General features: G+C 66.1%; 16 protein-coding genes. 8 read left to right on the top strand and 8 right to left on the bottom strand.

Annotation, left to right across the window (positions count from 1 at the left end; all coding sequences use genetic code 11):
* Positions 1-112: 112 nt before the first annotated feature.
* Both BR78_RS0100070 and BR78_RS0100075 read right to left on the bottom strand, forming a co-directional pair.
* On the bottom strand, positions 113-628 hold the full coding sequence (locus BR78_RS0100070; protein WP_029934064.1) for an SPOR domain-containing protein: 516 nt from the start codon (positions 626-628) through the stop codon (positions 113-115).
* 129 nt (positions 629-757) lie between these two features.
* The gene (locus BR78_RS0100075) at positions 758-1132 is read right to left on the bottom strand and encodes an RcnB family protein (RefSeq protein WP_029934066.1); all 375 of its coding nucleotides are present in this window, start codon (positions 1130-1132) and stop codon (positions 758-760) included.
* A gap of 199 nt (positions 1133-1331) precedes the next feature.
* Here BR78_RS0100075 and fabD point away from each other — a divergent pair, with 199 nt between their 5' ends.
* The 7 genes from fabD to mltG all read left to right on the top strand — a co-directional run bounded on the left by fabD (position 1332) and on the right by mltG (position 6808).
* Positions 1332-2267 (top strand): ACP S-malonyltransferase, encoded by a 936-nt coding sequence (gene fabD, locus BR78_RS0100080; protein WP_029934074.1) that lies wholly within the window; start codon positions 1332-1334, stop codon positions 2265-2267.
* A gap of 49 nt (positions 2268-2316) precedes the next feature.
* Positions 2317-2733, top strand: coding sequence for a GxxExxY protein (locus BR78_RS0100085; protein WP_029934075.1), 417 nt, complete (start codon positions 2317-2319; stop codon positions 2731-2733).
* Between the two features lie 27 nt (positions 2734-2760).
* A complete protein-coding gene (gene fabG, locus BR78_RS0100090; protein ID WP_025494677.1) occupies positions 2761-3498 on the top strand; it encodes a 3-oxoacyl-[acyl-carrier-protein] reductase in 738 nt (245 codons plus the stop codon).
* 23 nt (positions 3499-3521) lie between these two features.
* Positions 3522-4049 (top strand): hypothetical protein, encoded by a 528-nt coding sequence (locus tag BR78_RS0100095; protein WP_029934077.1) that lies wholly within the window; start codon positions 3522-3524, stop codon positions 4047-4049.
* Positions 4050-4148: 99 nt separating this feature from the next.
* Positions 4149-4397 (top strand): acyl carrier protein, encoded by a 249-nt coding sequence (locus BR78_RS0100100; RefSeq protein ID WP_025494681.1) that lies wholly within the window; start codon positions 4149-4151, stop codon positions 4395-4397.
* Positions 4398-4557: 160 nt separating this feature from the next.
* A complete protein-coding gene (gene fabF / locus BR78_RS0100105) occupies positions 4558-5817 on the top strand; it encodes a beta-ketoacyl-ACP synthase II (protein ID WP_029934079.1) in 1260 nt (419 codons plus the stop codon).
* A 73-nt stretch (positions 5818-5890) separates the two neighbouring features.
* The gene (mltG, locus tag BR78_RS0100110; protein WP_081855641.1) at positions 5891-6808 is read left to right on the top strand and encodes an endolytic transglycosylase MltG; all 918 of its coding nucleotides are present in this window, start codon (positions 5891-5893) and stop codon (positions 6806-6808) included.
* 32 nt (positions 6809-6840) lie between these two features.
* Here the strand turns inward: mltG and BR78_RS0100115 are convergent, their stop codons facing one another.
* On the bottom strand, positions 6841-7449 hold the full coding sequence (locus BR78_RS0100115; protein WP_029934083.1) for an NAD(P)-dependent oxidoreductase: 609 nt from the start codon (positions 7447-7449) through the stop codon (positions 6841-6843).
* Positions 7450-7505: 56 nt separating this feature from the next.
* Between BR78_RS0100115 and BR78_RS0100120 the strand changes: the two genes are divergently transcribed.
* Positions 7506-7913, top strand: coding sequence for a winged helix-turn-helix transcriptional regulator (locus BR78_RS0100120; RefSeq protein WP_029934085.1), 408 nt, complete (start codon positions 7506-7508; stop codon positions 7911-7913).
* Positions 7914-7923: 10 nt separating this feature from the next.
* Here the strand turns inward: BR78_RS0100120 and eda are convergent, their stop codons facing one another.
* The 5 genes from eda to zwf all read right to left on the bottom strand — a co-directional run bounded on the left by eda (position 7924) and on the right by zwf (position 13636).
* Positions 7924-8535: a bifunctional 4-hydroxy-2-oxoglutarate aldolase/2-dehydro-3-deoxy-phosphogluconate aldolase gene (gene eda / locus BR78_RS0100125; protein WP_231478058.1), complete on the bottom strand. Its 612-nt coding sequence runs from the start codon at positions 8533-8535 to the stop codon at positions 7924-7926.
* Positions 8532-9500, bottom strand: a complete 969-nt coding sequence (glk, locus tag BR78_RS0100130; RefSeq protein WP_029934088.1) for a glucokinase — start codon at positions 9498-9500, stop codon at positions 8532-8534. Before glk ends, eda begins: the two co-directional genes overlap by 4 nt.
* A gap of 98 nt (positions 9501-9598) precedes the next feature.
* Positions 9599-11422, bottom strand: a complete 1824-nt coding sequence (gene edd, locus BR78_RS0100135; RefSeq protein WP_029934089.1) for a phosphogluconate dehydratase — start codon at positions 11420-11422, stop codon at positions 9599-9601.
* Positions 11422-12129, bottom strand: a complete 708-nt coding sequence (pgl, locus tag BR78_RS0100140; RefSeq protein WP_029934090.1) for a 6-phosphogluconolactonase — start codon at positions 12127-12129, stop codon at positions 11422-11424. The genes edd and pgl overlap by 1 nt, the downstream gene beginning before the upstream one ends.
* 49 nt (positions 12130-12178) lie before the next feature.
* Entirely contained in the window at positions 12179-13636 is a 1458-nt protein-coding gene (gene zwf / locus BR78_RS0100145; protein WP_029934092.1) for a glucose-6-phosphate dehydrogenase, read from the bottom strand.
* Positions 13637-13642: the final 6 nt, after the last annotated feature.

A 13642-nucleotide genomic window follows, 5' to 3' on the forward strand; every position in this document is an offset into this window, starting at 1 on the left:
GCCAAGACAGGTTGCACTTATATCCACTGTGCGCCGGCGCAGGCCGGAGCGCTGGGTAGAGAGGGCGGGGCGGGCGGCCAGAGCTCCGGCCTGCGCCGGAGCACGCTTAGGGTTAGATCGTCCGCCGCACGAAGCAATCGATGCCGCTCGCCTGCGCCCGTGTGCAGAGCCCTTCGGTCTCGGGCCGCATTGCGGGCAGGCTCTGCAGCCGGTGCAGCGATCCGACCTGCTCGACCGTCACGGGCACGCCGGCCTCGATCAGACGCGCGCGCTGGCGTTCGGCGGCATCGGCGGAGCTGAACGCCCCCAATTGCGCCTGCCATGCCTCGCCTGGCGGCAGGTCCGCAACCGCGGCCAAAGCGAGACGCTGCGCGCGTGCGCGGCGCTGCGCTTCGATCAGCGCACCCAAAGTGACGGTGGCCGGCCTGTCGACATGGCGGCGCGGTTCGCGAGGGGGAGCGTCGGGTGCAATCATGCTGGCGGGGCGGGGGCCTTGCCGCGACGCCTGTGCGATGCCGAGGATCGGAAGCGCGCCGACGATCGGCAGGCTGGCCAGCGCGAGGCGCAGCCAGACTCGTCGCGGGCGCCTGCGCAATGCGATCGGAAAGGAGGAATCGGTATCGGTCACACGCGACTCGTTACGGTTAACGACTGTTAACGCACGAGCCCCGATCATTGCCACCCGGTCCCGAAAAGAGACGCGAAAACGGCGGAGCCCGAAGGCCCCGCCGTCTCGTGCCGGTGACAGGCCGGCGGTTTAGCGGATCATGTTGGCGAACACGGCGCCGATGATCCCGCTGGTGATCGCGACCAGCACCGCATCGTTGCCCGACTGGACGTAGCGATAGCCACGGGGGGGAGCGCGGAGGCCGCGATATTGGCGATAGTCGATCTGCCGGTAGTTGCGGGCATAGCGACTGTCGAAGCGCTGACCGCGCTGCCAGTTGCGGTTCTGGTAGCCGCGATCGTTCCGGTAACCGCGATCGTGCTGGTAGCCATAGCCGCGATGATCGTCGCGCTGGACCTCGTGGCGGGGTGCGTCGTAGCCGCGATATTGCTGCGGCGCCGCGGCGGCCATTGCCGGGGTGGCGGCGATCGAAGCGGCGACCAGGCCGAGAATGATCTTCTTCATGACTTCACTCCATTCTGTTCGCGCCGTTTCCGGCGTTGAGACCTATCTAGGAGTCGCTTGTCGCAGCCCTGTCCCGGGCGAGTGGCAAAATGGTCACCAATTGTCGCGGGCCGGACGGGTTCGTTCAGGTTGGGAGCGGACAGGCTTGCCCGCATTGCGCAACGGCACTAACCCGCGCGCCTTCACCAAGGAGAGGCAAATGCGCGCGTTCATCTTCCCCGGACAGGGCAGCCAGGCCGTCGGCATGGGCAGTGCGCTCGCCGCCGCGAGCCCGCATGCGCGCGAAGTCTTCCAGGAAGTCGACGAGGCGCTCGGCCAGAAGCTGTCGAAGCTGATGGCGGAAGGCCCCGAGGACCAGCTCACGCTCACCGCCAATGCCCAGCCGGCGATCATGGCCAACGCCATCGCGGTGCTGCGCGTGCTCGAAAAGGACGGCGGCATCCGCCTCGCCGACAAGGCCGATTTCGTCGCCGGCCACAGCCTCGGCGAATATACCGCGCTCTGCGCCGCGGGTGCGTTCGATCTCGCCACCACTGCGCGGCTGCTGCGTACGCGCGGCAACGCGATGCAGGCGGCGGTCCCGGTCGGCGTCGGCGCGATGGCGGCACTGCTCGGCGCGGATCTCGCCAAGGCACAGTCGATCGCCGACGCAGCGGCGCAGGGCGAAGTCTGCACCGTCGCCAACGACAACGATCCCGGCCAGGTAGTGATCTCCGGCCATCTCGCCGCGATCGAGCGCGCATTGCCGCTCGCCAAGGAAATGGGCGCCAAGCGCGCGCTGCTGTTGCCGGTCTCGGCGCCGTTCCACTGCCCACTGATGCAGCCCGCCGCCGACGCGATGGAGGAAGCACTCGCCGCGGTCGCGATCCAGTCGCCGCTCGTCCCCGTCTACGCCAACGTCACCGCCGCCCCGGTCGCCGATCCCGCGACGATCCGCACTTTGCTGGTCGAGCAGGTCACTGGGATGGTGCGCTGGCGCGAATCCGTGCTGGCGATGCAGGGGGCTGGCGTCACCGAATTCGTCGAGTTCGGCGGCAAGGTCCTCGCCGGAATGGTCAAGCGCATCACCCCCGACACCACTACCAGCAGCCTCGTCACCATGGACGACATCGAAGCACTGGCCAAGGCGTTGTAGATAGAAGAGAGTGGTTCACGCGGAGGCGCGGAGACGCGGAGAATAAGGCTTGAAGGATATCGAGCAGATCAGCGGCGATGTTGTCGATGTAGCGCTGCGCTTGCATCGCGAACTCGGCCCGGGTCTGCTCGAAAGCGTCTACGAAGCGATTCTTGCCAGCAAGCTGGCGGCGATGGGCTACCGTGTCGCACGTCAGCTGCCGATTGATATCGAGTTTGACGATCTCCGTTTCGAAGCTGCCTTTCGTATCGACCTACTCGTCGAGGACCGTTTGCTGGTGGAGATCAAATCGGTGGAGCGTCTGAGCGCCGCGCACGGCAAGCAGCTCCTGACCTATTTGCGTCTAACGAAACAGCCCGTAGGGCTGCTGATCAACTTCGGCGGCGCAACGCTGAAGGAGGGGCTCAGGCGGGTCGTCAACGACTATTCCCCCTCCGCGTCTCCGCGCCTCCGCGTGAACCAATAACTTCTTCTCACTCTTCCGGAGACCACAATGTTCGACCTCACAGGCATGACCGCCCTCGTTACCGGCGCTTCGGGCGGGATCGGTTCGGCGATCGCCAAGGGCCTCGCCGCGCAGGGCGCGCGGCTGGCGGTGTCCGGTTCCAACGCTGAAAAGCTCGAGGCCTTTCGCGCCGAACTCGGCGGCGATCATGTCGCGTTGCCGTGCAACCTGTCGGACGGTGCCGCGGTCGATGCGCTCGTCCCGCAGGCGGTCGAGGCGCTGGGCAAGCTCGACATCCTCGTCAACAATGCCGGCGTCACGCGCGACAATCTCGCGATGCGGATGAAGGACGAGGAGTGGGACACGGTGATCCGTGTCAACCTCGAGGCCGCGTTCCGCCTGATGCGTGCCGCCGCCAAGCCGATGATGAAGGCGCGTTTCGGCCGGATGATCTCGATCACGTCGGTGGTGGGGGCGACCGGCAATCCGGGCCAGGCCAATTACGCAGCGTCGAAGGCCGGCCTCGTCGGCATGTCCAAGGCGCTCGCGCAGGAGCTCGCCAGCCGCAACATCACGGTGAATTGCGTCGCTCCCGGCTTCATCCGCTCGGCGATGACCGACGTGCTGCCCGAAGCGCAGAAGACCGCCTTGCTCACGCGCATTCCCGCCGGCGATCTCGGCACTGGCGAGGATATCGGCGCGGCGGTGGTCTATCTCGCCAGCAAGGAAGCGGGATATGTCACCGGCCAGACCTTGCATGTGAACGGCGGGATGGCGATGCTCTGAGCCCCGCGGCTGGAGTGACCGTCATGCGTATCCTCGCAACTGCCGCGCTGCTGGCGCTCGCGGCACCCGCCTACGCCGCCGATCTCGCGACGATCGATTGCGTCGCGGGGAAGCTGAATCCCGCCGTCACGGCCAAGCTCCACGCCGACGTTTCGCGCAACATGGCCGAAAGCGGCAAGCGGCCGAGCTACGATCCGGCAGTCGGCGGCAGCATCGCCAGCGCCGCTGCGGCCTGCGGGCTCGAGCATAATTGGTCCGAAGCGGCGATAAAGGCCGCGCGGATATATACGCTCGCCAGGCTCGGCATGCCCGTTGCCCAGCGCGTCATCGGCGAGCGGGGGTTCGATGCCGCGGCGCTGGAGGATCGGTTCCAGGCCTTGCCCGAGGACGCCCGCAATCGCCCCCTCACGCCAGCGGAGAGCCAGGAGCTGGTCAAGGGATCGGTGACCGAGGAAGCGAAGCAGACCCGCGAGAATGCCGAGCTGCTGGCGGAATATTTCGCCTTCCTCAGCACCATCCAATATGCGAGCTTCGATTTTTCGCAGGCCTGAACGTTACGGTCTCGGGGTGTGCCCCCTTGCAACGGCACCCCCGGCATTCTAGGTGCGTTCACACAGAATTCAGAGCCCAGACAAAGGAAAACAGGGACTATGGCCAACCAGGAAGAGATCACCCAGCGCGTTGCCGCGCTCGTCGTCGACCATCTGGGCGTCGATGCCGGCGAAGTGAAGCCCGAAGCGAGCTTCATCGACGATCTGGGTGCGGACAGCCTCGACATCGTCGAGCTGGTCATGGCGTTCGAGGAGGAATTCGGCGTCGAGATCCCCGACGACGCGGCCGAGAAGATCACCACGGTCGGCGATGCGGTCTCGTACATCAACGAGCACCAGGAGGGCTGATCGCCCTCCGGCGACCTGCCCGGATGGGCCGGCACTGCCATATAGCGGCTTCCCGTCCGGGCTCGAAAGAGAGGGCGGGGAGCCGTTTCGTTTTCGTAACGAGGCACTTGTTTGATGCCTCCTGTGCGCAAAGTTCGAGAAGTTTGACGGAGAGAATGCCATGCGCCGCGTAGTCGTAACCGGCCTTGGGCTCGTCACCCCGCTGGGTGCCGATGTCGAAACGGCCTGGAAGAACATCATCGCCGCCAAATCCGGCGCGGCCACGATCACGCGCTTCGACGCGACCGACTTCCACAGCAATTACGCTTGCGAAGTGAAGCCGGCCGATCACGAATATGGCTTCGATCCGGGCAAGCGCGTCGATCACAAGATCCAGCGCCAGGTCGATCCGTTCATTATCTACGGCATCGACGCGGCCGGACAGGCGATCGAGGATGCCGGTCTGCTCGACATGGACGAAGAGACGCGCTTCCGCGCCGGCTGCTCGATCGGCGCTGGTATCGGCGGCCTCCCGGGCATCGAGAGCGAATCGCTGGTGCTCGCCGAAAAGGGCCCCAAGCGTGTCTCGCCGCACTTCGTCCACGGCCGACTGATCAACCTCATTTCGGGCCAGGTCTCGATCAAATACGGCCTGATGGGCCCGAACCATGCGGTGGTGACGGCCTGCTCGACCGGCGCGCATTCGATCGGCGACGCCGCGCGGATGATCGCGATGGACGATGCCGACATCATGCTGGCAGGCGGGGCCGAGGGCGCGGTCTGCCCGATCGGGATCGCCGGCTTCGGCCAGGCGCGCGCGCTTTCGACCAGTTTCCGCGACGATCCCACCAAGGGCAGCCGCCCCTGGGACCAGGACCGCGACGGCTTCGTCATGGGCGAAGGCGCGGGCGTGGTGGTGCTCGAGGAATATGAGCATGCGAAGAAGCGCGGCGCCAAGATCTATGCCGAAGTCATCGGCTACGGCCTGTCGGGCGATGCCTATCACGTCACCGCGCCGCATCCCGAGGGTTCGGGGGCGTTCCGTTCGATGCAGATGGCGATGAAGAAGTCAGGTCTCGACTTTGCGGACATCGATTACATCAACGCGCACGGCACCTCGACGCCGCTCGGCGACGAGCTCGAACTGGGAGCAGTGCGGCGACTGTTCGGCAACAATATCGGTACGCTGTCGATGAGTTCGACCAAGTCGGCGATCGGCCATCTGCTCGGCGGCGCCGGCGCAGTGGAATCGATCTTCTGCATCCTCGCGATGCGCGACCAGGTCGCCCCGCCGACGCTCAATCTCGACAATCCGAGCGAGAATTGCGCGGGCGTCGACCTCGTCCCGCACAAGGCCAAGGAACGCAAGATCAAGGCCGTGCTCAACAACAGCTTCGGCTTTGGCGGCACCAACGCCAGCCTGGTAATGAAGGCTGTCTGAAGCCGTGCCCCCGCGGCGTTCGCGGCGGACCAGCGGCTGCGCGATCCTCATCGTCCTGCTGCTGGTCGCGGCGATGGGGTTGGGCGTGCTTCAGCTCTGGGCGGGCAGCGGTCCTTCCCGGACGAATATGTCCGTGCTGATCCCGCAGGGCGCGACGCTCAGCGGGGCCGCGACCGAGCTGGAGAAAGCGGGCGCGATCCGTTCGGCGCGGCAGTTCGTGCTGCTCGCGCGGGTCTTCGGCGGCGGCAGGCAGATCAAGGCGGGCGAATATCGCCTGCTCGCGGGCGAGAGCCAGTCGGACATCCTCAAGGACCTGCAGGGCGGCAAGACGCTGCAGCGCAAGATCACGGTTGCCGAAGGCGTGCCTTCGATCCTCGTCCATGAGGCACTGATGAAGGCCGACGGGCTCAGCGGGCAGGTCGCGGTGCCGGTCGAGGGCAGCGTGCTGCCCGACACCTATGCCTATAATCGCGGCGAGACCCGCGCGGCGGTGCTGGCGCGAATGCAGAAGGCGATGCGCGAATATCTCACGCAGGCCTGGGCGCGGCGGAAGCCGGGGATCGCAGTATCGACGCCGGCACAGGCGCTGACGCTCGCCTCGATCGTCGAGAAGGAGACGGGGAAGCCCGAGGAGCGGCGGATGGTCGCCGCGGTCTATTCGAACCGGCTCAGGCAGAACATGATGCTCCAGGCCGACCCGACGATCATTTACCCGATCACCAGGGGCAAGCCGCTGGGCCGGCGTATTCTGCAGTCGGAAGTGCGCGCAGTGAACCAGTACAACACCTATGCGATGACCGGCCTGCCGGTCGGGCCGATCGCCAATCCGGGCCGCGAATCGATCGATGCGGTGCTCGATCCCGCGCAATCGACTGCGTTGTATTTCGTCGCCAAGGGCGATGGCGGCCATGTGTTCGCCGACACGCTCGAACAGCACAACGCCAACGTGCAGAAATGGTACGCACTGCGGAGAGCGCGCGGGGAGATGTAGGGCGCGCCGGTGCGACGCGCCCTGAGGGGTGGTCAGTATGCCGCAGTGAAGCGGGCGCGGCTGTGGCGGTGCTGCTCCAGTTCATCGACCATCGCGATGGCGAAATCGGCGAAGCTGATCTTGCTTTCGCCGCGCGCGTCGGTGACCAATTGGTCATTGCCACTGCGATAGGTGCCGAGGCGAGGCCCTTCGAAGATCAAAGCGGCGGGGGAGAAGAAGGTCCAGTCGATCTCCGTCTCCGCACGCAGGGAGTCGAGGAAGGCGATGCCGCCGAGCGCCGCGCCTTTCCACTCCTCCGGGAAGGCAGGGTCGTCGATCACACGCTTGCCGGGGGCCACTTCGAGGCTGGCGGCGCCGCCGGTGACGAGCAGGCGTGGCACATCGGCTTCGCGCAGCGCCGCGAGCAGCGTGGCGGCGGAGACGTCGAAGTGCAGCGCGCTGATCACGGCGTCGGTGCCGCGGATCAGTTGGGCCAGCGCAGAGGGGGAGGCGGCGTCTCCCGCGCGCGGGGTGACACCCGGCAGTTGCGGGATCGCCTCGGGTTTGCGCGCGATCGCGATCACCTCATGGCCGCGCGCCGCCAATTCCCTGGTGATCTCCGAGCCCGCGCGCCCACTCGCGCCGAGAACTGCTACCTTCATATCCGATTTCCTTTCTTGGTTTCCAACGGATACCAAGTCGAATATGGGTATCGGTCATGCAAGAAGGCACTTTGACGATAGATGGTTCCCTCGAGGAAACCGGTGCGCGCGGCGATGTCTATGCGGCGAACTGCCCGACGCGCAAACTGCTGGATCGCATCGCCGACAAATGGAGCGTGCTGATCCTGCTGTTGCTGGGGCAGGAGGCGATGCGCTTCAACATGCTCAGGCGGCGGGTCGATGGCGTATCGCAGAAGATGCTCAGCCAGACGCTGCGTTCACTGGAGCGCGACGGACTGGTGAGCCGGACGGTGGTGGCGACAGTGCCGGTGACCGTCACCTATGCGATCACGCCGCTCGGCCGTGGGTTGATCGGATCGCTGCAGTCGATGATCGACTGGGCCGAGACCCATATGGAGGACGTATCCGTAGCCCAGCGCGTCTATGACGAGGCGCTGCACTGAACCCGGATCGTCAGCGCGCCAGCCCCGCCGCTTCGCGCGCCAGCGTCTCGACCTGCTCGAGGCTCGCGCCCTTGGGCGTGACCCAGCTGCCGCCGACGCACAGCACCGGATCGAATGCCAGCCATTCCGGCGCCGTCGCAAGGTTCACGCCGCCGGTCGGGCAGAAGCGGGCCTGATAGAAAGGCGCGGCCAGCGCCTTGAGTGCCTTCAAACCACCTGAAGTCTCGGCGGGGAAGAACTTGAAGTGCGTCAGCCCCAGATCGAGCCCGCGCATGATGTCGCCGGCATTGGCGATGCCCGGAAGGAACGGTACGCCGCTGGCGACGATCGGATCGCCCAGCCGCTCGGTCAGGCCTGGCGAGACGATGAACTCGACATCGGCGTTCATCACTTGCTTGAACTGCTCGGTATTGACCACGGTGCCGGCGCCCACGATCGCGCCCGGGACCTTCTTCATCTCCGCGATCGCCTCGATCGCCGCGCCAGTGCGCAGCGTGACTTCGAGGACGCGCAGCCCGCCCTTCACCAGCGCCTCGGCGAGCGGGCGGGCGTGCGCCGCGTCCTCGATCACCAGCACCGGAATTACCGGGGCGGTGCGCATGATGTCCTGGATCGTCGTCAAAGTGCGTGCTCCTGGGCGAAGGCCGCGGCGGCGCCGTAGAGGCCCGGCTGCGGATGCGTGATCAGCTTGACGGGGATCGACGCCATCAGGTTCCGGAACCGGCCCTTGGCAACGAAGCGCTCGCCGAAGCCCGATTGCAGCAAATGGTCCTTGAGACGCAAGCCCAGACCGCCCGCGATCACCACGCCTGTCGGCCCGTGCGTCAGCGCGAGGTCGCCGGCGACCGCGCCGAGGCTGAGGCAGAAGCGGTCGAGCGCGGCGACGGCGAGGCTGTCCTCGCCCTCGAACGCCAGTTCCCAGATCTTCTTGTCGTTATGGCGCGGTACAGGCCGCTTCTCGAGCTCGGCCAGCGTCTCATAGATCGCGACGATCGCGGGGCCCGCAACGATCCGCTCGGTCGACACGCGGTTAAATTCGCGCCGCAGCCGCTTGACGAAAGCGTCCTCGATCGGATCGAGCGGGGCGAAATCGACATGCCCGCCCTCGGTCGCGATGATGTCGTAGCCGCCCTTGTGGCGGAACACCTGCGCGACGCCCAGTCCGGTGCCGGGCCCGCAGACGGTGATCGATCCACGATCGGGCAGGGGCATTTCGGGCCCGCATAAATGCAGGAAATCGTCGTCCCCGAGCTGCGCGACGGCATGACCGATCGCCGCGAAATCGTTGACCATCGTCCAGGTATCGGCGCCAAGCCGTTCCGGGATCAACGCGGGGCGGATGATCCACGGATTGTTGGTGAGCTTGATCACCTCACCACCGACGGGGGAGGCGACTGCGATCGCCGCCGCCTTGGGCAAGGGGCGCCCGAGCGTCTCGCCGAACGCCTGCCAGGCGAGCTGCAGGCTCGGATGCTCGGCGACCTTTTGGGTCACCGGCTCGCTGATCGAGACGACGCGACCCTCGGCGACTTCGGCAACCGCGAAGCGGGCGTGAGTCCCTCCGATATCGACCGTGACGACTTCCATGCCTTCTCCCTGAACCTCTCATGCCCGCCGCCTGTCAACGTTGGCATACGGGTGCGCCGCCCTTCTCTGCGTTGGGCCGCGTGTTGTAAAGCGGGTGTCTAGAGTCCGGCCTCCGCCAGCATCGCGGATCCCCCCATTTCGGCCTCACTGGCGTGATGGCGCATCATCGCGAACAGCTCGCGGCCGGTGCCTTCCGCCTGTGGCGGCGCCACGCATTGCTCGCGCGCCGCCCACTCGGCCGGATCGACCAGAGCTTCGAGAACGCCCTGTTCGGCACAGACACGCACCATGTCGCCGTCGCGCAGCTTGCCGATCGGTCCGCCGCCCAGTGCCTCGGGCGACAAATGGATCGCGCACGGCACCTTTCCGCTCGCACCGGACATCCGCCCGTCGGTGACCAAAGCCACCCGGAACCCGCGATTCTGGAGCACGCCCAACGGCGGTGTGAGCTTGTGCAACTCGGGCATGCCGTTGGCGCGGGGACCCTGAAACCGGACCACGACCACCACGTCGCGCTCGAGCTCGCCGGCCTTGAACGCCGCCTGCACCTCATTCTGGTCGGCGAACACCCGGCACGGCGCCTCGATCGTCCAGCGATCACGCTCGACCGCCGAGACCTTGATACAGGCGCGACCGAGATTGCCCTTGAGGATTCGGAAGCCGCCCTCGGGCGAGAAAGGCGCGTCGATCGTGCGGACGATGGTATCGTCGCCGCTCTTCTCGGGGTGATCGTGCCAGACGAGCGTATCGTCGGCGATGTCGGGCTTGCGGCCATAAGCGGCCATGCCGTCCTTCGCGACGGTCAGCGTATCGCCGTGCATCAGCCCGGCCTTGAGCAACTCGCGGATCACGAAGCTCGGGCCGCCGGCATCCTCGAAGCCGTTCACGTCGGCCGATCCGTTGGGATAGACACGGGTAAGCAGCGGCACCGTGCGCGAGAGCCGGTCGAAATCATCCCAATCGATCAGGATGCCGGCTGCGCGCGCAAAGGCGGGGACGTGGATCAGGTGGTTGGTCGATCCGCCGGTGGCGAGCAGCACGATCGCGGCGTTCACAATCGCCTTCTCGTCGACGACATGGCCGATCGGGCGATAGTCGTTCCCGTTCCAGCCGATCTCGACCAGCCGCTTGACGGCGGCGCGAGTCAGCTCCTGGCGCAGTTTGGTCCCCGGATTGGCGAAGGCAGCGCCGGGCATGTGGAGCCCCATCGCCTCCATCATCATCTGGTTCGAATTGGCGGTGCCGTAGAAGGTGCAGGTGCCCTTCGAGTGATAGGCGGCGATCTCGGCGGCGAGCAGCTCATCGCGGCCGACTTTGCCTTCGGCATAGCGCTCACGGACCGCTGCCTTCTCCTTGTTGGCAAGGCCAGAGCGCATCGGTCCGCCAGGGATCATCACCATCGGCAGATGCCCGAAGCGAAGCGCGCCGATCAGCAGTCCGGGTACGATCTTGTCGCAGATGCCGAGCAGGGCCGCGCCTTCGAACACGCGGTGGCTGAGCGCGATGCCGGTGGAGAGTGCGATCGTGTCGCGGCTGAACAGCGACAGCTCCATCCCCGCATAGCCCTGCGTCACGCCGTCGCACATCGCGGGCACGCCGCCGGCGACCTGCGCGGTGGCGCCGGCCTCCAATGCCCAGACCTTCATCTGCTCGGGATAGCGATAATAGACCGCGTGCGCGGAGAGCATGTCGTTATACGATGTGACGATGCCGATGTTCATCCGGTTCGCCGGCGTCATCAGGTCGCGCTGCTCGTCGGTGCCGGCATAAGCGTGCGCGAGGTTGGCGCAGCCGAGCTTCGGCCGGTCCGCGCCGCTTTCGCGCTCGCGGCGGATCAGGTCGAGATAAGCCGCGCGGCGCTCCTTTGAGCGCGCGATCACGCGATCGGTGACTGCGGCGATTTCCGGATGCAAACTGGCCATCAGGCGCTCCAGTGGATGTCGACCGGCAGCTCGACGTCGGCGAGAACGCGTCCGACCGGATAATTGGAAGATGCACCCTGTTCGATGGCCTGCTCCAGCACGTCGCGCTTCGCCTGCCCGGTAACCGCGATCATCAGCGCGCGCGCCGAGACGATCGCCGCCTTGCTCAACGTGACGCGGGCGACCGGCGCTTCGGGCGGAAGCGGATCGGGCATGACTCCGGTTGCGCGGCGCTCCTTGGGACCGTTCAACGCCTCGTCGAAATCGGGCCCCGGGAAGATCGAGGCGCAATGCCCGTCACCGCCGACGCCGAGCAGGCACAGATCGAGCGGCCAATGCAGATCCTGCAGGATCGCATCGGCCGCGCGACCGGCGGCCTTGTAATCGGCGACCGTGGCGCTGATCAGCGGGATGACGCGTGCGCCCTTCGGGATGAAGACCTTGCCGATCGCAGTCACGTTCGAGAGCGGATCGCCCAGCGGTACGAGCCGGTCGTCGCCGGGGACGATCGTCACGCGCTTCCAGTCGAGCTTGGCCTGGGCCAGCTTCTCGTAGATCGGCAACGGCGTCTTGCCGCCTGCGAGCGCGACAACGGCAGCCCCGCGCGCGTCGATCGCGCTTTCGATGATGAACTGCACGTCGCCCGCGACAGCGGCGGCCATCTCATCGGCGTCGTCATAGTCCCACCATTCGATTTCGGTCGTCATGTATGCTCCTGCGTGTTCGGTGGGTTCGTCACAATATGGGGTGCGAGGGTCATTCGTTCCACGTCACCCCGTCGCGCTCGGTGAGCGCGATCGAGGCGGATGGGCCCCAGCTGCCCGACGCATAGGGTTTGGGCTTCATGTCGTTGGCGTCCCAGCCGGCGCGAATGCCGTCGATCCATTCCCATTGCGCCTCGACCTCGTCGCGGCGGACGAACAGCGTCGGATCGCCTTCGATCAGGTCGAGCAGCAGCCGCTCATAGGCGATGCGGCGAGGCGTGCTGGCGAATTCGGTGTCGAGGCTGAGATTGAGCGGCACTTCGCGCAGCCGCACGCCCTCGCGGTCGAGACCGGGCTGCTTTGCCATCACCAGCAGCCGGACATATTCCTCGGGCTGGAGCCGGATCACCAGCGTATTGGGTTGCAGCATCCCGCCGCGATCGGCGAAGATCGAGTGCGGCACCGGCTTGAACTGGATGACGATCTCGGAGCGCCGCTCGGCCAGCCTTTTTCCGGTACGCAGATAGAAGGGCACGCCCTGCCAGCGCCAATTGTCGATATGCGCCTTGATCGCGACGAAAGTCTCGGTGTTGGACGGCTTTTCGAGATCGCTGGTATAATCGCGGACGATCTCGCCCTTTACCGCGCCGCCGCCATATTGCCCGGTGACGGTGAGCTGCGGGGCTTCCTGCGCGCTGATCTTCCGCAGCGAGCGGAATACCTTGACCTTCTCGTCGCGGATCGCAGTGCCGTCGAAGCGGGCAGGGGGCTCCATCGCGATCAGCGCGACGAGCTGGAGCATGTGGTTCTGCACCATGTCGCGCAGCGCGCCGGTCTCGTCGTAAAAGCCTGCGCGGCCCTCGAGGCCAACCGTCTCGGAGACGGTGATCTGGACGTGATCGATCCCCTGTGCGTTCCACACCGGCTCGAACAGCGAATTGCCGAAGCGGAGCGCGAGAATGTTCTGCACCGTCTCCTTGCCAAGATAGTGATCGATCCGGAAAGTCCGCTCCTCAGGGAAGGCGTCGGCGACGAGATCGTTGATCTCGCAGCTGGAAGCGAGATCCTTGCCCAGCGGCTTCTCGAGGCTGATGCGGACATTGCCGCCCGCCAGGCCCGCACTCTTGAGGCCCTCGATCGTCGGGCCGAACAGCCACGGCGCGGTCGACAGGAAGATCGCCAATCCGCCGGAGATGTCGCCGACCTTCTCGGCCAGCGCCGCGAAGCCGTTGATATCGGAGGCGTCGAGCGGCTGATAGGAAAGCCGTTCGAGGAAGCTCCCGACAGCGCTGTCATCCTTGCGGTCGGCGGGGAGGAATTCATCCAGCGCGTGGCGGGCGAATTCGCGATAGGATTGGTCGTCCTTTTCGGAGCGCGCGGTGCCGGTAATGGTCAGTCCAGGCGGCAGCAGTCCGTCGGCGTGCAGCGCATAGAGCGACGGCAGCAGCATCCGCTGCGCAAGATCGCCGGTGGCTCCGAACAGCAGCAATTTGCCCACGGGTTGGTGCATTATTGG

It is taken from the genome of Sphingomonas sp. UNC305MFCol5.2, assembly GCF_000712135.1.
GTDB lineage: Bacteria > Pseudomonadota > Alphaproteobacteria > Sphingomonadales > Sphingomonadaceae > Sphingomonas.